A 24,609-nucleotide genomic window follows, 5' to 3' on the forward strand; every position below is an offset into this window, starting at 1 on the left:
GGTAATCACATGATCAAATTAATTGCCTCTGATATGGACGGCACTTTACTCGATGCACATATGAGTATCTCAACAGAAAATACTGAAGCAATCCGCATGGCAAATGAGCTGGGTATTGAATTTATGGTCGCTACTGGACGTAACGCACAAGAAGCACGAGCAGCCTTAGATGAAGCAGGAATCGATTGTGCGATGATCACTTTGAATGGCGCGCAAGTTTTTGACAGATCCGGTAAGTCGCTTTTTACAGTACCAATTCCAAGTCCCCAAGCTATGACAGTCATGGATATTTTAGATGCAAATGGTATTTATTATGAGGTAGCGACAAACCAAGGATTGTATTCGGAAAGCCAACCAAAAAGAATCGAAAGCTTTGCTTCTTCGATTGCGACCCATATGCCCCATTTGACATACAAAATGGCGATCGCCATGGCTTCAGCTAATCTTGAACTCTTACACATCACTTATGTTGACAGCATTCGCGAATTACTACTTGATGATAAACTTGAAGTCCTAAAAATCATCTGTTTCCATACTGAAGGTCCACGTATTTTAGGCCCTGTAGGGAAAGAAATCAGTAATTTAGGCGAACTGGCAGTGACCTCTTCTGGTCAAAATAATCTTGAAGTCAACCATAAAAATGCTCAAAAAGGAATCGCAGTTGCTCATGTCGCTCATGAACGAGGGATTACTTTAGATGAAGTCATGACGATCGGTGATAATTTCAATGATGTCAGCATGTTGCAAACCGCCGGCGTTAGTTTCGCTATGGGAAATGCAGAGATCGAAGTCAAAGATTACGCTAAATACTTAACAGACACGAACCTTGAATCGGGTGTTGGCAAAGCCATCTTACGCGCAATCAACGAAAATCTATAGTTGTTTGAAGAAAGAGGGGAACAAACATGTCAGAATTTTTCATTCAGGAAAAACAGCTGAGTCGTGCGACCCGGACAATCGTCAAAGACGAAAAAGGCAAATCACTTTTTTTGATGGTCGGCCGCTGGGGAACGAAAGGAGATGCTTTATCTCTTTATGCCATGAATGGAGATCTAGTCGCTCATATCAAACAAATCAGTCTGACATTTGGGACACGCTTTGAACTTTACAAAGATTTCGAAAAAGTCGGTACGATGCAAAAGATTTTCAATTGGCCAGGAGATTTTTATTATATTCGGCGATTACATTGGACTGTTCAAGGAGATATCTATAACCATCGTTATCAGATCCAGCATTTCAATGAACCAATCATGGAAATGGACAAAGCAACCCTCTTTACCGGTGATTATTATGTCCTTGATATCCCTTGTGAAGAAAATGCGCCTATCTGTATCTGTATCGCTGCTGTCCTTGATTACTGGCTCTATCGAAAAAACAAAGACAAAGAAACACCTCTTTCTTATCGCTTTGATGTCAACTAAAAACAAGGTTGTGACAGAAGTGTCCAACTCCGAGAAATAAGCCAGAAAACTCCGAAAATTGTCTTTCAAATTTTTGGAGTTTTTCTGGCTTATTTTTAAAGGAGTTACTTCTGGAACACCGTTTATTCAGGTTTAAAGGGATCAGACAATCGATGTCACAGCTTCGTTTTTTCTTTTACACCTGTTTTCTTCTATAGAAAAGAAGTGTCACTACATAGATAAGCACTGCACCTACCATGATCCACAAATTATTTCTTTCCCCATTTGTTTGAGGGAAAAGCTGTTGATTTTGTGATTGTACATTCTTAGTCGAAGGATCATCATTATTGGTATTTGATTCAACAGCTAGCGCTACTTTATTTTCACGTCTATCGTTCATTTGCATCGTACCTGATCCATCGCTTTCAACTGTTCCTTCTCCACTGATAACAGGCTCGTCAAACTCGTTTGTTGATGAAACACTACTAGCACTACTTGTTGTGGTATTGGTTGTGGTACTTGGTTCTGTACTGCTTTCGCTCGTACTTGACTCTGTATTACTTTCGCTCGTACTTGGCTCTGTACTGCTTTCACTCGTACTTGGTTCTGTACTGCTTTCGCTCGTACTTGGCTCTGTACTGCTTTCACTCGTACTTGGTTCTGTACTGCTTTCACTCGTACTTGGTTCTGTACTACTTTCACTCGTACTTGGCTCTGTACTGCTTTCACTTGTGCTTGGTTCTGTACTGCTTTCACTCGTACTTGGTTCTGTACTGCTTTCACTCGTACTTGGTTCTGTACTGCTTTCACTCGTACTTGACTCTGTATTACTTTCGCTCGTACTTGGCTCTGTACTGCTTTCACTCGTACTTGGTTCTGTACTGCTTTCGCTCGTACTTGGCTCTGTACTGCTTTCACTCGTACTTGGTTCTGTACTGCTTTCACTCGTACTTGGTTCTGTACTACTTTCACTCGTACTTGGCTCTGTACTGCTTTCACTTGTGCTTGGTTCTGTACTGCTTTCACTCGTACTTGGTTCTGTACTGCTTTCACTCGTACTTGGTTCTGTACTGCTTTCACTCGTACTTGACTCTGTATTACTTTCGCTCGTACTTGGCTCTGTACTGCTTTCACTCGTACTTGGTTCTGTACTGCTTTCGCTCGTACTTGGCTCTGTACTGCTTTCGCTCGTACTTGGTTCTGTACTGCTTTCACTCGTACTTGGTTCTGTACTGCTTTCACTCGTACTTGGCTCTGTACTACTTTCACTCGTACTTGGTTCTGTACTGCTACTTGTTGTATCTGTCGTGTCATCATGCGTATTTGGTACAGCAAAAATTTCATTTGGGTCCCAACGATTTGTTGTAGCATTCAAGATCACATTTTTTCCTATGATCGTTCCATCTTGACTTTGATTGACTGTAATATCCGCACAAGGTGCAATAATCGTTCCTTGGAAAGGCGCATTGATTTCTAATTTTTCTGTTAAATTACCAAAATTCCAAGAAATATTAGCATCAGAAAAATCTTCTGTTTGATGATTGGAACGGTTGTTATACTGAATTTGGGATTGTACAGAAAAACTAGTTGGTGCATCTACAACATTCATTATAAGTACTTTTCCCTCAGGATTGTTGATTTGTAAAGTGTTGATTTGTAAAGGGGTGTTCTTTGCCAGAACAGAAGCAGCAACATTGATGACATAGGGCTGATCCCCAACCAGATCTGTACAGTCAATCACACGATTATTCATATCAGGGAAATCATCTGGCGTATATGTTTTTAATGGATCTAATGACATCAACATATTTGATCTCAGCATTAAATTTTCAAACTCTTTGTTGAAATCAATATATTGAGCATCTTCTCGATCTTGATAGAACTCATCCACTGATAAATGATCCAATCTTGTTCCATTGACAACTATTTTATCGTTTTCCGTCGTGATCACATTATTTGATCCCACAATAAATTTATTCGATCGTTTAACAGAAGCCGCAGTTTCTGTTGAGCTAATGATTGTCTCAACGGATTGTGCATAATTGATCTCTTTATTTAAATCCCCTGTACTGATCGATGTCCCGAAGTTATTCGTTGCTGATAGGACACCAGTTGCTACATTACCCTCTGTATGCGCATTGATGGTCGTTTTTTCTTTTGCGAACACATGGAACTGAGAAGCAATCCCTAATACCCCATAATCACCAGTCAAATCATCATAAACACTTCCTGGATCTTGTGGAAGAAATGTTTCGGCAATTACTTGGATTGGAAAAAATAAATGGAGAAGCAAAACAGACATTAGGGAAAGATTCACAACTTTATTTTTGAACATCTTTTCATCTCTTTTCGTAAATATATGAAATTTTATAACATAAAAACATTTGCTATTATAGTCCTAAAAAATAATTAAATAAACAAATTTTCTGAAATTTTCCTAAAAACATAAAATTCATTCAGATATTATTTATTGTATATTCTCGATTCCTCACTCTTTTCATCTGTTTTTTATTTAGTATAAAAGGCTAAGTCCAGTATTTTTTGGGTATAATATAGTCATGTATATTCTTTTTTACAAATAGCAAAAACGAGTGTAGCTTTGACATGACTTGTCAAAGCTACACTCGTTCATCATTTACTATTAAAATAGGGATATTTTTTTAACTTTTAAATATTTTTTTCATCATTTTTGAGAATACATCTATCATTTTTCAGACAATAAAAAGTTTTTTGTCTTGTAATGTATATATTTCATCGCAAATATTCGCTACAGAAACATCGTGTGTTACCATAATAAAACTAGTTCTAGTTAATTCAATTTTTTGAAAAATATTCAAAACCATAGCTTCGGTTTCCGTATCTAAAGAACCTGTAGGCTCATCTGCTAAGATAAGCTTAGGTTCAGTAATAAGCGCTCGAGCAATGCCAACTCTTTGCTTTTCTCCTCCAGATAGATAAATCGGATTCTCTAGTAATATATCATCAACAGCTAGACTTTTAGAAATAACACGGACTTTTTGATTGATGATTTTCTTTTCGATTCCTAAATATTTTAAGGGTAAAGCAATATTATCAAATACATTTTTACTCTCAATCATAGGATTATTCTGAAAAATAAAGCCAATATTATTTAATCGATTGGCACTCATTTCGTTAGCGCTCATTTCTCTCAGGTTCTTATCTTCAAAGAATATATTTCCTGTGTCCGGTTTGATGAGTCCAGCAATCAATTTTAGTAAAGTCGTTTTACCGCTACCACTTTTACCCATGATCGCTATTTTTTGTCCCTCGTTTATATTCAAATTCAGATGTTGAAATAATTCTTTCTTATTCCGACCATCTCTTATTTTAAGGGAAATATCCTGTATACTAATCATTTGTAATTCTCCATTTCCTAAGAATGATAGTTGATATTAAAAAGAATAGAAAAATTAAGACTAAAGACAAGTAAAGTAAACGAATAAAGAGAACAAGTGTAATTTCTCCTAAATAGTTGGTTAACGTCAGACTCACACATAGAACAAAGGATAAAAGCAATGTTTTTTCTACCATGATATAATTACGGATTTCTTTTTTTGTCGCCCCAAACAGCAAATGTAATTGATATATTTTTTTATCACGATACATTTCTAAACAACAAAAAACAATTGTCATTAATACTAAAATAATCATTGAAAAAGAGACAACTAATTTTAGCAATTCATTGTTTTTAGTAATCATGAATAATAGTGCTGATAAATGAAATCCTGATTCACCTATTAAATCGACTGTTCCCAATTCATATGTCGAAGAAATTTCATTTACTAACTTGTAAACTTTTTCTTGTGAAAAAGATTCTGGAACTTGAAAGTAGCCATTGACCCCATTTAGAAAGTGTTTTTGAAAAAAAGAAAATTCTTCTTCACTGATTTTTTGAGGAGCATTTTCTATAAATGGTAAAATAATATAATGATCTAGCACATAGTCTTCGTATTCGTTAAAAGTGACCCTTTCACCTTTTTCAACAAAACCAATGACTTCTGCTTCAAACTGTTTGAAAAGATAAGATAGCTGTATTTTGTCTCCTATGGTGTAATAGTCTGAGTAACTATTCCCTAAGATAACTGGAATTTTATCTCTATTATATTGATAATCACTAGGAGAAAAGGATTGTCCACTTGCTATTCTAAGATTGAAGCGTTCCAATGCATGATCGTTCATTTGTAATGATTTAAAAGGAATCTCTTCTTTAGTCCAGCTACTAACAGAACCTGCAATCTGCTCATAATGTTCGATAAACTCAGTTGGTAAATCCTTTTCTTGTAAATAGTTGATGCTTTGACTATTTACTACCTGGTATTCCCCTTTTTGGCTATCTGATAATTCTTTGTACATGGCATTGAGGTAACTGACACTTTGAAGATTCCTCAAAAAAACTTCCTCTTTTTCCCCAATAAGCGTGTCTACAAGTTTATATGTTTTTGTATTACCAACTGACACCCTATGTTCTTCATTACTATTCTCTTGCAACATGACATCTGAAACCGAAAGTGTCAAAAATGAAAACAACAAGAACAGTGTATAAAAGATTAGTAAATATTTTTTCCTTTTTAAAGATTCGAAAATCTCTACTGTTAGATTACTTATTTTCATCAATGTTCCTCCAATTTCTAAAAAAAAGAAAACTAAACAGAGTAACAGAACACCCAAGTATAAAACTTTGACTGGTAATATAACTAACAGTAAAATCAGTCACCGAATCAAAAATGGAATGTTTGAAGGGGAGATATACTACACCAAGAACAAGAATACTCTCAAATAACCAAAAAAAGAATAAGTGTTTCACTTCTTCTAGAAGAACCGTATTTCTCGATATTCCTATCGTTTTTTTTAAATACCTTGTCGATTGAGTTAAGGTTAGATAGAACAAGATACACATGCCAATAGCTAACAAACATAGTACTTGAAATGAATACCTTAACAATTGGTTATTGTTTTCTAAATTTTGTGCATTATATGCTTTTGTATCATCGGAATAAGTAATAGCTGTTATATCATTAATCAACTCACTTTTTAACTTTTCCATCGTTGCTTTGTTTGAATTTACTTGGTAGACACCATTGGTTTGATTTTCTTCTAATGAGTTTATGTTTATCAAAGCCATTTTTGATGAATTTTTTGCATAACGGCTATCTAATATACCAATTATTTTGTAGTTTTTTTCTTCAATACGTATAGTATCTGTATGTGTTTTCGCTAATTCTTCACCAATAATTGCTCTATTTTCCCCATCATAAAAATCGTCACGTGCAAAGTTTCTTCCTTCAACAAGCGGAAGATACCAATCATAATTTGTGTATATAGCTTTAAAATAAAAGTTACTTTCTAGATTTTTCACAACCAAAATATTCTTTTGATCTCCTAATAATTCTCCCCAATTTTCAGAATCTATATTATGATTTGCGATAAGGCGTACTGTGTCTTTGGAAGAAAAATTGTTCGATACAAAATCTAGATTACTTTGATTATAAATATAAAAAAGAGAGAAAGCATTTGTCAAAGTAGCAATCAAAAATATTAGATTTATCATAAAAAAAAGTATTTTTTTCAATAAATTTTCCTCTTCTCAAAAAACTTGATATGTAGAAATATTAAACATAAATAAATTACCCAACTAAATAAATTGGGTAATTTAAAATCATGCGATACTTCTTAAATAAGTATTAGCTTCCCCTTACTAGATCTCTTACACCAGTTGCTTCTTCATCAGAGTATAAATTTGAATACCTTCTTTCCGAATCTACTACAGCATCTTTAAATACAAACGTCCTTATTTAGAGTCACGAATAACAGTACACATGGCACTATTATATTTCCGCACAGCCAGTTTTCTGACGTATTGTAGTATTTTTGATTACCATCTCTATGATAAAAATTAGAAGATCTAAGCATACCTAAAACATTATCATCAGCTAGTTGATTTTCAAATTATCCTTCACCTTCAATCTAACTACCTGAAAATTCGGAAACTGTTTTAGTCGCTGTTATAACTTCTGTTTGATAAGAAAATATATCTAAAGATACAACATCTATTAAAAATAACGTTTAACATCAATTTTCCATCATATAACATTCTTCTAGTAAAAAGATATTGATTATAAGAATTAAGTTAACACATAATCGAAATAAGTAATCATATCAATCGCTAAAAGTTGTTTTAGGATCATAATCGTTCACACTATGTATTAATGCTAGTTTTTCAAATCAAAGAGAGATATCCTATAAAAGAACACCACCCAATAAAAAAAAGCTGTTTACGGATTTCGTATCAGCTTTTCTTTTCTAAATATCCATTTTTCTCAAAACAAAACTCACTAGACGATTTTCTTTTGCATATGATCATACAGATGTCCACTGATCGTTCGTTCCCCGATTACTTTGAACCCATGGCGCTCGTACAATTTTCTGGCTTGCGGGTTTTGCTTATCGCAACTTAGTCCAATGACATCGCGGTTTTGTTTTTTGACGATTGGTGGCAATGCTTCTAACAAAGAGGAACCGATGCCTTGTCCTCTAAATTCTTCTGAAACACAGATAGAATCTAAATACCATTCATCAGGGAATGTTTCTCTATCCGTAAACATTTTTACTTGCTCATAAATGCCATGCTTTTGTAAGATTTTTTCTAACGGCTGGTCGATGATTGGTTCTTCTTCATCTGTATAACCGTAAACGATTCCTGCTACCTTGCCTTCTCGCTCATCAACGATCCCTCTTGTATAGCTGTAACGATAGTCTGGGTCTGTAATGGCTTCTTCCAAGACTTCTAATGTTTTTTCTTCACCGTACTTTAAAAGAAACGGTAAGTCCATATCTTTCAATATAACTAAAATAAGCGGAGCGATAGCTGCCGCATCTTCTTTTTTTGCATTACGAATCATTTCTGACACTCCTTTTTTTCATTTTACCATAATGAAATCTCAGAGCAAAACAGCTAATTCAAATAATCTTCAATTTTTTGTGTCACGAAATAACCATTTGAAACGATTGTTTTTGCTTCAAAACGACAGTAGGGGCAAACAATCGGCATCTCTTTTTTTACGTGTTCGACGATATGATTTACTTCTTCATAAGTGAATTTTTTCCCACAGTTTGGACAAACCATTTTTTGCATGATTCCCTCAATCCCTTCTTTGTTTTACACTTTTAGATTACTCTTATCTATAAAAAAAGAGAAGTGAAACCACTTCTCTTTCAAGCACTGATCAATACATCTTCTAAATGATTCGTTCCATCGACGGCTACAGAATAATACAATTGACCACTTTTTGTCGTGATTTCCCAACTTTTTGCTTTCCCGTGATGTTTTCCGACTTTATGGACTGCTTCTTTCATTGCTGCCTGTGGATGTTTCACTTGATGGATCGTTTTCAAGTGAAAGAATTGCCCTGGTTCGTTTCGGCTTTCATCAACAACCATCGTCTTTCCTGAGATTGGATTCACTGTGATCACTCGATTGGGAGTATAAAAAATATATTCATACATCTTTTTATTACTTTGTTCTTCGTCTAATTGGTTGAACTGGATACGACTAACTTTCTCTTCATGGTACTCATCTCGCAAAATAGACACTGCCTTTTGCAATGAGATTTGATATTCTTGGTCACTGATGTCATCAAAAGAAAAGTTTGCATCCAATAGTCCTAACGAAGCCGCTAAGCTAACAATGATAGCAATCGATGCTGCAATGATTATTTTTTTCATTCCACTCTCTCCCCGTTTTTTTCTAGAATAACAAGAAATAGGAAAGAAAAAAATCGAATGAACGGAAGAAAAAGTGACAAATTTGTTACCTTTATTCGTGTAACTCCAACGGCAATCCGTCCGGATCAAAAAAGAAAGTCATTTTTTCGCCTGTAAAGGTATCGATACGGACTGGTTCAGTTTCAATCCCCAATCCTTGTAGTTCCGCGACTGTTTCTTCGATATGTTCCACTTTGAATGCTAAGTGCCTCAAACCACAAGCTTCTGGATAGCTCGGTCTTTTAGGTGCGTCTTTGATGCCGAAAATCTCAAGCTCCATATCTCCTAGTTTTAAATCTAGCTTATAATCGCCACGGTCTTCTCGATAATTTTCACGAATAACTTCAAAACCTAGCAAATCAACATAAAAAGCACGTGACTTTTGATAATCTGACACAATGATCGCAACATGGTGAACGGTTGTTAAATTCATTCTAACACTTCCAATCTTTTTGTTTCCTTTATCTTATCAATACTTTTAGACATAGCATAGATTTTTCTCCCGCCGCACAAAAAAAGAGAGACCATATCAAATGGCCTCCTACTTTTCATCGTTTGAAAGTAAATGTTTCTCAGAAAACAATCAAATCGGATAATAACATATATTTTTTTAAAATGAAAGACTAGAAATAAATTTTAAAAGGAATACAATAATTTGTGTCTCTAAAAATAATCGAACACTATATATTGTGTTTAAAGGAGTTTTATTTATGCGTAATTATTTCAGATTTTTGTTCCATCAATTAAAAGGCTGGCCTCAACAAAATTATTATCTATTCTATTTTAGTTTAGGCTGCCAAGTCATGACTCTTGTGAATCAGCCAATCACTTGGTTGTCGATCATTACCTTTATCGGGACAAATCTAGGGGTGTTGTGCATTTTATCAATCAATGCCGCCAAATCAGTCAACGGTATTCTAGGAATTCTCTCTGCTATTTGTTTTATCGTCGTTGGCTTTTCTGCCAAAAACTATTTAAGTATCGGCGAACAAATTGCTTATATGGTCACATTGGATATCCCAGTTTTATTAAGTAAAGAATGGAATCATAATATGGCTTCTAAAATTCGAGAATTTAGTGGAAAAAGTTGGTTGATTGCATTAACCGGGACTGTGTTCGTTTACTTGATTTCAGGTTATTTGATTGGTACGTATACAGACGACCCTCGTCCTTGGATCGATGCCATTGCTTTTTCGATCAGTCTTTCTGCCGGCATCATTAGCTTCCTTCGCTACAACAATCAGTATTATTGGTGGCTTGCTTCTGGTCTTGCACAAATGGTCTTATGGTATGTTTCCTATACTCATGGGTCTGCTAGTTTAGCTATGTTTATCAATAGCTCTGTTTACTTGATCAATGACTTATTAGCCTTTACTGTCTCTCCTTGGTACAACAAAAAAGAAAGAGCGCGCATGCAGCGCATGGAGGCAGAATATTTTTCGCACCATGTTTCTTGATGGAAAACATTAAATAAACTTGTACTAGAAATTGGTTTGTTTTTCAAACCTCTTACTAAAGCGAGAAAGTCAGCCAAAATAGGATGGAACTTTTCTCGCTTATTTCTAGGTATCGTCATACCAAGATTCTGTCAGCGGTTCGAGTCAACTAAATCAAATCCTTGAGCAACATTCTAATGTCTTCATCCATCGTTTGTATCACTGATTCCAATTCTTGGAACTTTTTTAATGCAAGCTGTTGTTCTGAAGTAAATACATAGTCTGCTTGTTCATATTCTTGGATCAAAGAGGCGACTGATTGCTTTTTGATTTTCTTTGCAAGTTCTTGCCATTCAATTTCTGTCACAGTTTTTGTTGTAGCTTGCTGTTTTTCTTCGCGTTCTTTGCGTAAAATCTTTAGAAAACCATTTCTCATCACCCGAGGGATACTATCGAAAAAACCAGTTGTAAATCCATAACGCTGATATTGTTGCCAAACAAAATAATAAATTTGCGGTTGGATAAAACGCTGTTCTTTTGCTAATCGATCGACGTCTACAGCTTCATTCTTCGATCCTTCTCGCAGATTAGCGATAAACTCTGCAAAAAAAGCGACAGATGGTTGGCTTGTCTCAGCCATTGAAACAGATGACCAATCTTTTCGAAGGAATAGTTGATAATTAGTCAAGAACGCTTCAACCTCTTTAGTCAGATCTTCTGAAAAATCCTCAAATAATGATTTTTTTTCAAGGATTTTTTTCGGCTTTTCTTTTGCCTGATAGCTCACTTGTTGGATGTACTTTTCCATTGCTTGATAGTCTGCCAGATAAATCGGTAACTGGGCATGACGAAATTCAGTGAGTCGTTTAGTCAGCTTTTTATCTGGTAAAATCGGTTGTTTCAGCCGGCGATTATGATACAACATTAGACAATATTCTTGCCAGAGTCGTTCAGGAAAGGCAATATTTTGTTGTTTCAGCCAGAGGATCTCATCCAGCGCTAGATCCACTTTAGTCATTCCCTGATTGATCGACGCTGCAACTGTTGGACTAATGTGCAAGTGTTCTGCAAAATGATTGATGCCTAGTTTTAATTCCTTGCCCGTTTTAGGGGAACGAACGATATATTGGACTTTCAGTTCACGGCCACATTCACAATAAAGTTTCTGTTGCCTACGTGATGTGCGATAAAATGGATTGATCTTAAAGTCAGAAAAAATCCAATCCGTTGCTGCTAAATAGTTTTCTTCCAAAAACTGTGAGTGGATCAAATATCGACGATGTTGATCCATGACAATTCGTTGTTGTTTCGTCAATCGTTCATAGATTTCCCATCGTTGGCTACTTGTATATTGTTTGGAGATTTTTATTGGGTAGCGTTGCTTGATTTCTTTCGGGAACCATTCGTCAAAAATTGCTTGCCAACTTTCATTCATACCTTTCACCTGCCTTTCTAAATTAAGAGAGTAAAAATAAATATGTTCAAAGAGCAACAAAAAAGCCGAAAATAATGTGAGCTATTTTCGGCTTTTCGCTTTTTTCATACGTGAAGCTGAGGTTGTGACAGTAGTGTCTTGCACTTGCTTCGCTTCAGCTATCTATCAGTGAGTTGTTCCTGCGTTACCTGAAATATCTTCTTTGTTGTTGACTGCTGCTTCTACCGCATAAGTCAATGAAGCCGCAATATCATCAAGTGACATTGCCGGTGTCCCTACAGGGCGATCGATGACTTGATCTGGTGAGAATGGCACATGGATAAAGCCTCCACGAATTGTTGGGAACTCTGTTTCGATCAAGTGTAACAATCGATACATGATGTCGTTGCAAACAAACGTACCAGCTGTATAAGAAATATAGGCTGGTAATCCATGTTCTTGGACATTTTTTGTCATTGCTTTGATTGGTAATGAAGTAAAGTAAGCAGCTGGGCCGTCTGCTTCTAACGGCGTATCAAATGGCTGGTTACCTTCATTATCTGCAATACGTGCTTCAGCTAGATTGATTGCTACACGTTCAAAAGAAATCGCTGAACGTCCACCTGCTTGACCAACACAAATCACGATTTCAGGTTGATGCTCTTGGATTGCTTCTTTTACGACTTGACCACTTTTACCAAAAACAGTGGGAACTTCTAATTTGATGATTTCTGCACCGGCAATCTCAGACGGCATTTTTTTGACTGCTTCATAGGCAGGATTTACTTTATCTCCACCAAATGGATCAAAACCAGTTACGAGTACTTTCATTTTTCATTCCTCCATTATTCTATAAAATGATGCGTTCAATTCATCCTTCAAAGATTTATCTAAACATTAAAATTTGATTGTTTCTCACTCGTGTATTTAGTACTTTCAGTGAGTCATTCCTATTCGAAGGACTCAGTGTCTATCTATTTTAACAAAAAATAGTCAATAATGAAATGTTAGCTGTTCAGAAAAAGAATCAATCTTCTCCATATTTTATGGAAATCATTGATTCTTTTTCGCTCAAGATACTATTTAAATAAAATCATATAGACGATTTGGAAAACCAGCATGAATACAGCAACAAATAATTGATTCTTGATCACGCCGTATTTATCTTTCATTTCTAACATCGCCACTGGTACTACGTTGAAGTTAGCAGCCATCGGTGTCAACAACGTTCCACAGAAACCGCATGTCAACGCGACCATACCGATCAATGCTGGATTAGCCCCTTGACTAAAGACAAAAGGCGCACCGATTCCGACTGTCATGACGGTGATTGCCGCAAAAGCATTCCCCATGATCACTGTAAATAGAACCATTCCTAGCGCATAGATGATGATACCAATATTGACATTTCCTTCTGGAACGATCGTACCGACTGCACTGGAAATCACGGTACCAACACCTGCACTCGTGAAGACCGCACCTAATGAAGCTAAGAGCATCGGTAACATACTTAAAGGACCGACTGTACCTAACATGTCTGAAGCATCATCCAAGAAAGTCGTTGGGCGATTATCTCTTGAAAAGAACATCAAGATCAACATCGCTACAAATACCCCCACACCAACACCGACTAAAGCACCTAAATCAGTGAATAGTGCGAATAAAATGGCAAAGATCCCGATACTCAATGCGGGAATAAAGATTTTCATGCCTAACTTGTCTGACATCTTTTCCATATATTCTTTTGATGGCAAACGACTTGCACCCTTGCTCACCCTTTTCGTGATAGCTGGGATCGTCATCGCGAAAATCAATACCCCATTGGCAATTGGCGATATCCAACGACCAGCAGCAATCACGACACCCAAAACTGTCCAGAAAAAGGCAGAACCAAATCGATGAGGGTTACTTTTATCAAAAGCATTACGAAGACCTGTATAGATCAAAACTAGCCCCATCAAGATATATAAGATTTCTAATAATTTTTCACTTAGTAATACTTCAGAATTTGTAAAAAAGTCTAAAAAACCCATCTTATTTCTCCTTTCCTGGATAGTATTTCTTCGCTAATTTCTTTTCTTTTAAATAGAAATAGACACTCGCTACGATCAGCGCAGTGATTGCGACTGGTATTTGCACCAGTGCCAACTGACCAAGAGTTACCTCGTAGCCTAAGTCTTTTAATGTGGATTGTACTAACAAAGCACCGGCCCCACCGATAAATAGTACTTGACCAAAGAACCAACAAATATTTTCCATCGCTGAAGACATTCCTTTTAATTCCTCTTCATGTTCGGGATTGACGGTTAATCCTTTTGATTCAACGGTACCTAACGCCATTGGCATGATGATTGGACGTACAAAGCCGGCCACCCCACCAAAGCTGACATTGAAAGCTGCAAAGATCATTCGGAAAACACCATAAATATCGATGATCATTCCAGCGGATACCTTCTTGAAACGTTTGATCAACGTTGCAGCAGACTCCTTCAGACCATTGCGTTCTAACGTACCAGTTGCTAACATAATAATAATAAAAATTGCCATTCCTCGGTTATTTACAAAACTTGTACCTAAAGTTTCCAGCATACCTTCAAGTCCTAATCCACCAGTAAATGCGGTCACGACTAACGCAACCATAACGATCAAGATCGAATCTAACTTGAAAGCAAAACCAAGAATAACAATCAGTACGCCTAACAGGCTAAGATAATTTTCCATCTGTTTTCCTCCTAAAAATTACATGATATTTTCTCATTATAAAATAAAATTGATTGAAAATATAGAGAATTCTTACAAAAAAAATAATATATTTTAAAAATTCTGTCAATTCCATAACAACAAATGACTTGAAGCCTTATTTATACTGCCGATTTTCTTGAACTACATAACATTTCTTTACATCAAACTAAGGGATCAAAACTGTAATGTTTGAAACTACTCATAAAAACAAATGAGACGTTTCTGAGACATTAGTCCTCTCTCCCCTAAAACCGAATAAACGACAAGAACAGAAGTAACCTCTTCGAAAAAACAAGACGCCATCCACAAGAATTTGAAGAACAATTTTTGTGGATGGTGCCTTATTTCTTGAGGCTGAACACTTCTGTCCAGACCTAGCCTCATTTGTTTCTTAATGAATAAAAGAAAAAATCAAATAAATGATCCATAGATGTAACGGATAAAACAAGTAAAAAAAGTATTTGTCGAATGCGCGTCCGGTTCCACCTAGTTTTCCATTATAAAGAATGATAAATGGGATAACGGTGACAATCATAAATTCATTATCAAACGTTAAAAATTGATACAATGATTGATAATCAGGCATTTGTGTATAGGATAAAATTGCTAGACAAAATAAGATCAGCGTATACACAAAAATACCTAGAACCAATTTCCCTCGTTCTTTTTTCTCGCGGAAGAAATACATCAGCAACAACATTGGAACTAAATACAGACCACCTTCTGAAAAAGCAATCATGATCATGACCAATAAAAGTGCTACTGCTACGAGCATTCCTTTTCTCCAAAGTGTTTTTCCTTTTATTATAGAAAGAAGCCACATCAAGCAAAACAGCAAAAATAATGTCAAAAAGATATTATGTGGACCTAAAAATAAATAATAGTTTGGCTGATGATTATATTCACTGATGTAATTTCCTGTTAATAAATGATAGATGATATTTCCAATCGCTACTACGAATGCAGCTATTCCTAATCGTTTCGCATACTGATATTTACTATGCGTATACTTGAAACCTTCAACTAATAAAAATACAAATAATGGCGCAACAAAACGTCCCAACCACGAGACCCAACTTGGTAACCCTAATTGCATCCCGAAATAACTGTTGATATGATCAACGACCATAAAAACAATTGCTATCCATTTCAATTGATAGCTCGTCAACCCTTTCACTCTCATATATTCCCTCCATTTTTTTATGCCTCAAGGAATAAGTATAGGCAATCACTACCTATTTCGACCATCTTTCTCTCAACTTTTTCTCTTACAAAATTGTTTGTTTGGATCATCATTAAAACAATATCTGCCTCAATGTGTCAAAATGTGACAACGTAACCATTCCTCTTCACTGAAATGAAACGAACAATCGCGGAAAAACGTTGTGAGAAAGTCACGTATCGTTTTTACTAAACAATCAGTGAATAGGCAGCATGAAAAAACACCTAAGAAATGACCTGAATCGGGTCGATCTCTTAGATGCTTTTTGAGTGATACAAAAGAATGGGTTTCAACTTTTGTGCGTTTTATAAATGCAATACTCCAGTTGCAAATAATGCCAATGCCACTACTCCAAAAATCGAGACTAACGAAAGCAATAAATAATCAAGTTTTGTCTGTGGAACAGCTTGCTGTTTTTCTTTTCTTGCTTTGAGATAAAATAAGATACCTGGTAAAAATAATACAAGAACGAGCATCACTTCATTGAAAGCAACAAATAGCATTGCCCAAATTTGAAAAGCACTTGCTAATGAGCCAACCAAGAATTGGACCCATTCTTTTCTTTGATAAGATAGCTTCATTTGATACAATCCTAAGAATAACCACGTAAAGAAGATCGCTGCTGTTCCGAGGGTATAAGCAAAGTTATAGGCACTATCTGTAAACAGTAGCGAAAGCAAAAAGACATTTGTACATAAAGTCGTTAATACGATCGCATATGTCGGTGCGCCCTTTTTATTGACTTTTCCCCAACGCGCTGGCAATAAGCCGTCATCCGCCATATTGCGCATCGTTTCAATGGGTAAAATCGTCCAAGATAACCATACACCGACCAAGGAAATGATCAGTCCACCATTGATCACGACAGCTCCCCATTTACCAACCATCATCTCAAACACATAGCCCATTGCTGGTTGCGTTTGGATTGTTTGGAGTTCTTCCATCGTCATCGTACCGTAAGGCAACATCGAAACTAAAACATAGATCACGATCAATCCAAAAATTCCTAAGATCGTGGCTTTTCCGACATCTGATTTTTTCTTCGCTCGTGAACCCACCACAGATGCACCTTCAATTCCAACAAATACCCAAAGCATCACCATGATACAACTTAGGATTTGACTTGAGAAAGGAATCGGCTGTCCATTGGCATTCAAGATGATATCACTTGAAAAATTATTGATGAATTGTTGCAATGAGAACGTGCTGATAGCAACAATGATAAATAAAAATAGCGGAACTAATTTACAAATTGTCACGATTGCATTGACGTAACTGGCATTTTCGACTCCTCGATTGACGAGCCAAGCATATCCCCACAAAAATATAGTACTGACGATGACCGAGGCGACATTTTGACCCCCATCGAATACTGGAAAGAAATAGCCCAACGCACTCATCAATAGCGTAGCAAATGCCACGTTTCCTAACCAGCAGGTCAGCCAATAGCCCCACCCACTGATGAATCCCGAAAATCGACCAAAGCCAGCTTCGGCATAGCTAAAAATACCACCTTCTAATTCTGGACGTTTCTTATTGATATTATTGATTGACAAAGAGAGCATCATCATGGACGTCCCAACTAATACCCAGCTGAACAATGCTGGGCCACCAGCCGATCCTGAGATGTCGGTCATAATACCGAAAACGCCACCTCCAATCGCTGACCCAATCACTAAGGCCGCTAGTGGGATCAATCCAATACCTTTTTTCTGTTGCTCTGTGTCCATGTACGCATCCTCCAAAATAAACCGCTTTTATGCAAAGTATAGCAAAACTTCGTTTCATTTATTTTTTTCTAAAAAATTCTAATTGAAATTTAATTGTAACTATTTTTTTCTAATTATACAAGGAAAGCGACCGCTTCTCTTCCTCTTCTTATCTACCCAAAAAACAAAAAAATGCTATACTGGATAAGAATGATTGGAGGACGATATCATGAATATCTTATATATCTCAATTTCTGGTAACACCCGAGGATTCGTCAAAAAATTAGCAGCATTTGCTGTGGAACAACATGAAAAAGATGCTTCACTTCCCTTAGTCCACCTGAAAGAGATCCATGAAAATAGCGACTTTGAAAAAGAAACTAAACCTTTCTTTGTGTTTGTGCCAACCTATCTAGAAGGAGGCAATGGCATTGACAGTGGTGACCAAGAGATTTTGACAGAAACCATGCGAGAATACTTGGAATATCAAGAAAATCATGCGCTTTGTCTTGGTGTTGTCGGTAGCGGAAATAAAAATTTTAACTATCAATATTGTTTGACAGCGAAACAATATGCTGAACAATTCGGCTTTCCTATGATAGAAGATTATGAATTACGTGGTACACCAATAGATGTTGAAAGAATCTACCATGCCTTAGTTCAACGATATGGAGCTTAATAAAAAGCGCAAAATCCTTTGATTTTGCGCTTTTTATTATTTTACACTTTCCACATCCATCACAGGTGTTTTTGCTGTTACTTCACCTGTATGTGTTAAAACAAACGTTAGGACATGTTCCATATTTGTCAGGAGAACCATCATAGCGGTTTCTTTTCCTGCCTCTTTGATCGCAGCTAGATCCACGTCCGCTATCATCGTATCTTTTGTGACAGCTTGTCCTTCACTCACTTTTATATCAAATGGCGTTCCACCTAGTTCCACAGTATTGACTCCCATGTGGATCAATAGCTCTAACCCATCAGCTGTTGTTAATCCGATGGCATGTTTCGTTGGGAAAATAGAGCTGATGATCCCAGAAGTTGGCGCATAGATATGACCATTCGTCGGTTCAACAAAATACCCTTCTCCCATCATCTTTTGAGCAAATACAGGATCACTCGCTTGTTCGATTGATTGCACTGTACCATCTGCTACTGCACATAATTGAACGGCTTGTGTTTGATTTGTTGAGTCAGTACTTGATGCTGTATAAACAGGTGCTTCTTCTGCTAATTCTTCTTTCGCTAATTGTTCTTTAGGAATCCCGAAAAAGAAAGTAGCTAAGAATCCGCCCGCATAAGCAGCTAATAATCCAAGGACGTAGCCAAACCATTTGCCATCTGAAATCAAAGGAATCAACGCTGCGCCAGAAGGACCAATAGCAATGGCACCAATATTCCCGATCAAGCCAATCACCGCACCACCGATACCGCCTCCAATACAAGCAGTAATGAATGGACGACCTAAAGGCAATGTAACACCATAGATCAATGGTTCACCAATCCCTAAAATCCCTACAGGTAACGCACCTTTGATCATTTCAGTCAATTCTTTGTCTTTCTTACAACGTACCCATAAAGCAAGCGCAGCACCAACTTGTCCAGCTCCTGCCATTGCTAAAATAGGCAATAATAATGTACGTCCTGTTTCATCGATCATTTGTACATGGATCGGAGTCAATATTTGATGCAAACCAAACATGACCATCGGTAAGAATAATGTACCTAATACAAATCCTGAGAAAGCACCACCCACACTAAGTACCCAATTGATCCCTCCTACCATACCATCTGAGATAAAACCAGCTAATGGCATAATCAAGAAAATCTCGATCAGCCCGATGACAATCAATGAAAGTGTTGGTGTCACAATGATGTCTACTGCATCAGGAACGATTTTGTGTAATTTCTTTTCAACGATCGAAAGCAACCAGACCGCAAAAATCACTCCGATGATCCCACCTTGTCCGGCAGCAAGTGGCGTTCCAGTAAACAGGTTCGTCAAAGGAGCTTCTGGATTCATCCCTGTCAACATGACAACCGCACCTATTACTCCACCAAGTGTTGGCGTTGCGCCAAATACTTGAGCGGCATTGATCCCAGTATAGATGACAAGATAACTAAACATCCCATTTTTAAGAATGTTCATGATGTCGATGTACTGTTGCCATGATGCACCATCGATGGTTCCGGCTGTCACAAGGTTTGTCAATACTGCGGCAATCCCTGCAACGATCCCTGTACCAACAAAAGCTGGAATCATTGGGACAAATATATTCGAGATATCTTTTAAAATTGATTTGATTTTTGACGGTTTTTGTTTTGATTTTTGTACGTTCTTCATCTCTTGGGCACGTTCGTTGACCTTGTCTTTCCCTGATAAACCAGTTGTAACATTAGGGTTTCCAGGAATTTTTTCACCTAGTTTGACTCCTGCTTGGTCAACCATTTCTTGTGCGACTTTGTTTACTTTCCCTGGTCCGATGATGACTTGTAACTGTTCATCCTCAACTACCCCTAACACGCCCGGTATCGCTTTCAATTTCGCTACGTCGACCAACGATTCATCAATGACCTTCATCCGAACCCGTGTCATGCAATGGACAACGCTGTCTACATTGCCCATGCCACCAGCCCCAGCATAAATTTGTTTTGCCAGCTCTGTCAAAGTCAATTCATTTTTTGCCATTTCCTTTTCCCCCTTACAACGTTCGTTTTACAAAGCCGTCTGCCTCAGCTAGTTTTCTTTTTGCTGTCTCTTTGTCACTATTCGTCAATAACATAACGATCGCTAGTTTAACATTTTGTTCCGCTTCATAAAAGTATTTTTCTGCTGTTTCATAATCCACTTCTGTTGCTTCCATGATGATTCGCTTTGAACGTTCGACTAATTTGTCATTTGTTGGCTTGACATCGACCATTAGATTATTGAATACTTTTCCGATACCGATCATACTGATTGTAGAAATCATATTTAAAATCAATTTCTGTGCAGTTCCAGATTTTAAACGTGTCGAACCTGTTAAAAATTCTGGTCCGGCATCTACCTCAATAGGAAAATCAGCATGTTGACTGATTTCAGCTTCTTTATTACAAGAAATCGTTGCCGTCTTTGCGCCGATTGAACGAGCATAGTCTAAGCCACCAATCACATAAGGCGTGCGACCGCTAGCCGCGATACCTACGACCAAATCATTTTCCGTCAAGTTCAACTGGATCAAATCTTCTCTCCCTAACTCAAGTGAATCCTCTGCACCTTCAACTGCGACAGTCATAGCCGCTTCACCACCTGCAATCAAACCAATGACCATTTCAGGCTCTACACCAAATGTAGGAACACACTCGGCTGCATCCAGTACACCCAATCGTCCACTTGTGCCAGCGCCCATGTAGATCAAGCGTCCATTTTTTTTGAAAGAAACAATCGCGGCTTCAATCACTGGTTCAATACTTGGTAGTTCTTTTGCGACAGCTGCCGCCACTTCATGATCTTCTTGATTCATCAAGCGAGCGGCTTCAGAAACACTCATCTCATCCAAACCAAATGTCTTTTGATTTCTACGTTCCGTTGTTAATTTATCTAAATCGATCGTCATTTCTCAATTCCTTCTTTACATTTAAATTTATAAATCATTCCTGCATGGATTTGTTGGATCAATGGCAAATCAGCCGAGATCACTCGTGCCACACAATTGACTTTTTCATCTGCTGGTAAATCTTCTTTCATTAGTTGGATTTCACCCATATAGCGAAGATACGCTTCATTATCTAACGTGACCGTACCTGTTTTCCGTTCATCTGTTAGTCGAGCAGGAATAGGAGGGATTTCTCTAAATCGTGCATCTGCACTACGTACCACAGCTTTAGCTTCATCTTGTCGATTCGTATGTGTACCTAAAATGATTGGACCAAATGTTGGGTCCAACAATGTCACATGCAATAAGATACCACCTGTTTCTTTATAATACGAAAATTGTTCCTGTGTGGTCAGCGATAGCCCACCGTCACCAATATAGATCAGATCCGTTCCACATGAAGCTAAGTCTAGCGCTGCTGCCAAAGGATGTTGGTAACGATGTTCTTCCAATGTTGGAAGTCCTTTGTATAAAGGCCCTCTCAACACTTCATCTCCTGGTACAAATCCTTGAATCGTAAATCCTTGTTCTGCTAACCATTGATTTTTTCTTTGGTACCACGATTTGTCTAACCCTGTTTCCGGACGGGGATAATAATTGTGCCAAGCTTCCATCTGAGTAAAATCAGCACCTGCTTCTTTTAATTCTTGCACATCTTGTTCAGTGATCGTGCTTGCATTCAAACTGATTTTCAATTGATGAGACCACTTCGCGATCTGCTCATTCTCTAGATGATAATCCATCCGCAGACCTGTTACACCAATCTTTTTTAGTGGCTCAAGATTTTCTAAGGAAAATCCTGCCAACTCTAATGCCTTACCTGAGATATCGACCATCAATTCTAATCCGTGTGATTTCGCTTCTTGCCCAAGTTCCGTCAACCGTCTTTTATAAGCTGAAGCATCATCCTCTGGAATATGCATGGATGTGAAGATGCCAATAAACCCCTTCTCCGCCATATCACGGATATACGTTTTCGTTTCTTCGGACAACTCTTGATTCATAAATACAGAAAAACCAAACATGTACTCTCCCCCTTACCATGTATCCGCATTCATTTATAAATTGATTATACTTCGTATGAAATAATTTTTCAACATAAATATAAAATATATTAAATTTCATTTCTTTATAGTGTAAAAAAAACGAATCAATGAATTCATCTAAGCAACTAATCCAAAAAAACCGAAAATAGTTTAACCTATTTTCGGCTTTTATAGATTATTCAGTTGATTAGTTCTGACAGAATCCTTTAATCAATTTATGTAAGAATAGTTTTTTTGTGTTTCTTTGACTAACCTTTGTCTAAGGCTTTTTCTTGTTCGTCTAAAGCTAGCGACACTTTGTTGCCAAATTGCCCTTTGAGGGTCTCCTTCAATCCTGTACCTGCTGAAGAAATCGTGCGTTTTGCTCTATTTGTCTCATTCTTCCCAGATTGATTTGTCGTTCTTATTTTCAATCCCTTCTCACTTTTCAGCGCGATTCCAAGTGAACGAGTTAAGCATTTCTCCATATCTTTCTGATATTTCTCCCACCATTGATCAATCGTTTCAATCATTTCAAACATCTCAAAACCTCCAATCTTTTTAATCCAATTGTGCCAGTTTCTTACGATAGACCTGCTCGTTATCTTCTAGGTCAAGCTGGATTTTCTTTCGTTGATGGCGCAATTCCGTCGACAGATCCTCTTCTAAACGATAAATCATGATACGTCCATAGTCAAAAGCCTCTTGTGGTTCAGAAAAAGAGCGCAAAATCAATCGGAGATCTTTGTAAGTTGCTTCCGCTAGCTCATGGACTTTTCTTTCTGTTGCAATCAATGCTTCTTCTTGCTCTGATAACCCTCGTTTCGTTGCTTGATATGTTTCATAAAGCTGTATTTCCTGACTCAATTTTCCTCTCCTCCTTTTATACGCCAAACAATTGATTCGCTAATTCTTTATCACGTGCCACCATCTCATTGATTTTTTGGGTAATTTCATCAGCAAGTGATTGAAACTTTTCCGACATCTGATCGATTTGGCGGATCTTATCTCTAAATTCCTGTGTCGGTTCATCAACGATCTCCCACTTTGTACAATCCACTTCGGCTAATGTTTCAATCACTTCGTTATAGGTCAAATGTGGCGTATAATTACGTATTCTTCCTAACCAGTCATTCCATAAGTCTTCCAATTCTGTGATTCCGTTTTGGTAAATCACGCGAACATTGCTCATCGCCTCATCAAATTTACTTGCTACGGTCTGTACTACAGCTAATGCTTGGCTATCTTCTAAATAAATTCTTTCTGACCGAGAAAGTCCGCCACCACTTGCAGTCAGCTTCTGCTGCAACTCTTTTAAGGTCAAGAATTCTTTGATTTGAATCTTGAGCCACTCATTTTCTTCTTTCAAACGCTTGATTTCATCTAGCGTATGCTCGCCACTGACTGCTAGTAGTTTGATCATTGCTTCGTTTTCCAAAAGTGTTTGTTGCCACAAAGTTGGGGCTAACAAGATCCCCCCATTGCCATCGACGTATACGATGATCTGTCCATGCTTATCGATATAATTTCCCTCTTCATCTGTTCTGAATTGATCCAGCGAATGTCCAAATGTTTCCCAGCCCGAATTATCGATTCCAAAACTATTGATTGGAAGCATCCCTTTCCCACCAGTGAAAAGCCCACTCGTGACGACATCCGAAGTGTCGTAGATATTGATTAGCGTACCGGGATGATTATCAAACAATGCTTGTGCAAGCCCTGGTCCCGCCGCGCCGTACGTCACACTGTCATAACCATTGAGCCCTGCGACAAAAAGTGCTTTAGCGCCACCTAACGAGTGCCCAGTCGTTGAGATCGTATAGCCATCTGATTTGGGATACTGCTTTTCAATTTCACGGGCATAGTTCAAAGCGGAGACAAATGCGCCATCTGGATGTTTATTACTTCGACCAATTTCCTCAAGGTTAGTATGCCAATCTTTGAGCGAAGTCGTGCCAGCATAGGCAATCGTCAGGTTTTTGGTGATGACGGAGTCGGGGAAGCCATTGACTTTCTTTAGCTCTTCGGTATCAAATGTCTTATACCGATCCTTAAGTTCAGCTACAACCATTGCCTGTGTACTGTTTTTCTTTGGTTTAGATTCATTACCTATTTTATCTTTGTTGGTATCTAGGGTATTTATAACAATATAGTTTTTATTTCTTTTTATCCTATCACCTACGACTAGATTACCATTTTCAACTTGATATACTTCATCTGAGAATCTTCTATTTTGATCCATTG

General features: G+C 37.4%; 24 protein-coding genes. 4 read left to right on the forward strand and 20 right to left on the reverse strand.

Translation table 11 applies throughout. The features are described from left to right. Nucleotides 1-9: 9 nt before the first annotated feature. Nucleotides 10-879, forward strand: coding sequence for a Cof-type HAD-IIB family hydrolase (locus tag IGI79_RS10530; protein WP_023520110.1), 870 nt, complete (start codon nt 10-12; stop codon nt 877-879). Nucleotides 880-905: 26 nt separating this feature from the next. Continuing rightward, entirely contained in the window at nt 906-1,421 is a 516-nt protein-coding gene (locus IGI79_RS10535) for an LURP-one-related/scramblase family protein (RefSeq protein WP_010734759.1), read from the forward strand. Between the two features lie 175 nt (nt 1,422-1,596). Here the strand turns inward: IGI79_RS10535 and IGI79_RS10540 are convergent, their stop codons facing one another. The 8 genes from IGI79_RS10540 to gloA2 all read right to left on the reverse strand — a co-directional run bounded on the left by IGI79_RS10540 (nt 1,597) and on the right by gloA2 (nt 9,615). Then, entirely contained in the window at nt 1,597-3,735 is a 2,139-nt protein-coding gene (locus tag IGI79_RS10540) for a hypothetical protein (RefSeq protein ID WP_438845933.1), read from the reverse strand. Between the two features lie 376 nt (nt 3,736-4,111). After that, the gene (locus IGI79_RS10545) at nt 4,112-4,777 is read right to left on the reverse strand and encodes an ABC transporter ATP-binding protein (RefSeq protein ID WP_065096419.1); all 666 of its coding nucleotides are present in this window, start codon (nt 4,775-4,777) and stop codon (nt 4,112-4,114) included. Then, nucleotides 4,770-6,032 (reverse strand): hypothetical protein, encoded by a 1,263-nt coding sequence (locus tag IGI79_RS10550; protein WP_065096418.1) that lies wholly within the window; start codon nt 6,030-6,032, stop codon nt 4,770-4,772. Before IGI79_RS10550 ends, IGI79_RS10545 begins: the two co-directional genes overlap by 8 nt. Continuing rightward, complete coding sequence (locus IGI79_RS10555; protein ID WP_229048930.1) at nt 6,019-6,990, reverse strand: ABC transporter permease; 972 nt, start codon at nt 6,988-6,990, stop codon at nt 6,019-6,021. Before IGI79_RS10555 ends, IGI79_RS10550 begins: the two co-directional genes overlap by 14 nt. 763 nt (nt 6,991-7,753) lie before the next feature. Then, nucleotides 7,754-8,320 carry a GNAT family N-acetyltransferase gene (locus IGI79_RS10560; RefSeq protein WP_023520112.1) on the reverse strand — a complete coding sequence of 189 codons (567 nt, stop codon included), beginning with the start codon at nt 8,318-8,320 and terminating at the stop codon, nt 7,754-7,756. A 53-nt stretch (nt 8,321-8,373) separates the two neighbouring features. Continuing rightward, a complete protein-coding gene (locus tag IGI79_RS10565) occupies nt 8,374-8,553 on the reverse strand; it encodes a hypothetical protein (RefSeq protein ID WP_010734755.1) in 180 nt (59 codons plus the stop codon). Nucleotides 8,554-8,633: 80 nt separating this feature from the next. Then, on the reverse strand, nt 8,634-9,143 hold the full coding sequence (locus tag IGI79_RS10570) for a hypothetical protein (RefSeq protein WP_010734754.1): 510 nt from the start codon (nt 9,141-9,143) through the stop codon (nt 8,634-8,636). A gap of 91 nt (nt 9,144-9,234) precedes the next feature. After that, on the reverse strand, nt 9,235-9,615 hold the full coding sequence (gene gloA2 / locus IGI79_RS10575; protein WP_010734753.1) for an SMU1112c/YaeR family gloxylase I-like metalloprotein: 381 nt from the start codon (nt 9,613-9,615) through the stop codon (nt 9,235-9,237). 277 nt (nt 9,616-9,892) lie between these two features. Here gloA2 and pnuC point away from each other — a divergent pair, with 277 nt between their 5' ends. After that, nucleotides 9,893-10,639, forward strand: coding sequence for a nicotinamide riboside transporter PnuC (pnuC, locus tag IGI79_RS10580; RefSeq protein ID WP_438845934.1), 747 nt, complete (start codon nt 9,893-9,895; stop codon nt 10,637-10,639). A 148-nt stretch (nt 10,640-10,787) separates the two neighbouring features. Here the strand turns inward: pnuC and IGI79_RS10585 are convergent, their stop codons facing one another. The 6 genes from IGI79_RS10585 to IGI79_RS10610 all read right to left on the reverse strand — a co-directional run bounded on the left by IGI79_RS10585 (nt 10,788) and on the right by IGI79_RS10610 (nt 17,726). Further along, nucleotides 10,788-12,053 carry a hypothetical protein gene (locus tag IGI79_RS10585; RefSeq protein WP_104776688.1) on the reverse strand — a complete coding sequence of 422 codons (1,266 nt, stop codon included), beginning with the start codon at nt 12,051-12,053 and terminating at the stop codon, nt 10,788-10,790. 165 nt (nt 12,054-12,218) lie between these two features. Beyond that, entirely contained in the window at nt 12,219-12,863 is a 645-nt protein-coding gene (gene pcp, locus IGI79_RS10590; RefSeq protein ID WP_065096414.1) for a pyroglutamyl-peptidase I, read from the reverse strand. A gap of 248 nt (nt 12,864-13,111) precedes the next feature. Beyond that, nucleotides 13,112-14,065, reverse strand: a complete 954-nt coding sequence (locus IGI79_RS10595; protein WP_104776689.1) for a DUF979 domain-containing protein — start codon at nt 14,063-14,065, stop codon at nt 13,112-13,114. A 1-nt stretch (nt 14,066) separates the two neighbouring features. Next, nucleotides 14,067-14,753 carry a DUF969 domain-containing protein gene (locus IGI79_RS10600; protein WP_104776690.1) on the reverse strand — a complete coding sequence of 229 codons (687 nt, stop codon included), beginning with the start codon at nt 14,751-14,753 and terminating at the stop codon, nt 14,067-14,069. A 412-nt stretch (nt 14,754-15,165) separates the two neighbouring features. Next, nucleotides 15,166-15,957: a TraX family protein gene (locus IGI79_RS10605; protein WP_438845935.1), complete on the reverse strand. Its 792-nt coding sequence runs from the start codon at nt 15,955-15,957 to the stop codon at nt 15,166-15,168. 344 nt (nt 15,958-16,301) lie between these two features. Beyond that, a complete protein-coding gene (locus IGI79_RS10610; protein ID WP_023520116.1) occupies nt 16,302-17,726 on the reverse strand; it encodes a basic amino acid/polyamine antiporter in 1,425 nt (474 codons plus the stop codon). A 208-nt stretch (nt 17,727-17,934) separates the two neighbouring features. Here IGI79_RS10610 and nrdI point away from each other — a divergent pair, with 208 nt between their 5' ends. After that, nucleotides 17,935-18,384: a class Ib ribonucleoside-diphosphate reductase assembly flavoprotein NrdI gene (gene nrdI, locus IGI79_RS10615; protein WP_104776692.1), complete on the forward strand. Its 450-nt coding sequence runs from the start codon at nt 17,935-17,937 to the stop codon at nt 18,382-18,384. Nucleotides 18,385-18,420: 36 nt separating this feature from the next. Here the strand turns inward: nrdI and IGI79_RS10620 are convergent, their stop codons facing one another. From IGI79_RS10620 to IGI79_RS10645, 6 genes are all read right to left on the reverse strand, one after another. Then, nucleotides 18,421-20,394, reverse strand: a complete 1,974-nt coding sequence (locus IGI79_RS10620; RefSeq protein WP_023520117.1) for a glucose PTS transporter subunit IIA — start codon at nt 20,392-20,394, stop codon at nt 18,421-18,423. Nucleotides 20,395-20,407: 13 nt separating this feature from the next. Next, nucleotides 20,408-21,301 (reverse strand): N-acetylmuramic acid 6-phosphate etherase, encoded by an 894-nt coding sequence (gene murQ, locus IGI79_RS10625; RefSeq protein ID WP_104776693.1) that lies wholly within the window; start codon nt 21,299-21,301, stop codon nt 20,408-20,410. Next, nucleotides 21,298-22,365, reverse strand: coding sequence for a DUF871 domain-containing protein (locus tag IGI79_RS10630; RefSeq protein ID WP_104776694.1), 1,068 nt, complete (start codon nt 22,363-22,365; stop codon nt 21,298-21,300). Before IGI79_RS10630 ends, murQ begins: the two co-directional genes overlap by 4 nt. 269 nt (nt 22,366-22,634) lie before the next feature. Further along, nucleotides 22,635-22,907, reverse strand: coding sequence for a hypothetical protein (locus tag IGI79_RS10635; protein WP_010734740.1), 273 nt, complete (start codon nt 22,905-22,907; stop codon nt 22,635-22,637). 19 nt (nt 22,908-22,926) lie between these two features. Further along, nucleotides 22,927-23,232, reverse strand: a complete 306-nt coding sequence (locus IGI79_RS10640) for a hypothetical protein (protein ID WP_104776695.1) — start codon at nt 23,230-23,232, stop codon at nt 22,927-22,929. Nucleotides 23,233-23,248: 16 nt separating this feature from the next. Further along, a complete protein-coding gene (locus IGI79_RS10645; RefSeq protein WP_438845936.1) occupies nt 23,249-24,607 on the reverse strand; it encodes a lipase family protein in 1,359 nt (452 codons plus the stop codon). Between the last annotated feature and the right edge of the window lie 2 nt (nt 24,608-24,609).

The sequence above is a fragment of the Enterococcus sp. AZ084 genome (assembly GCF_051714905.1).
GTDB classification, from domain to species: Bacteria; Bacillota; Bacilli; order Lactobacillales; family Enterococcaceae; genus Enterococcus_B; species Enterococcus_B pernyi.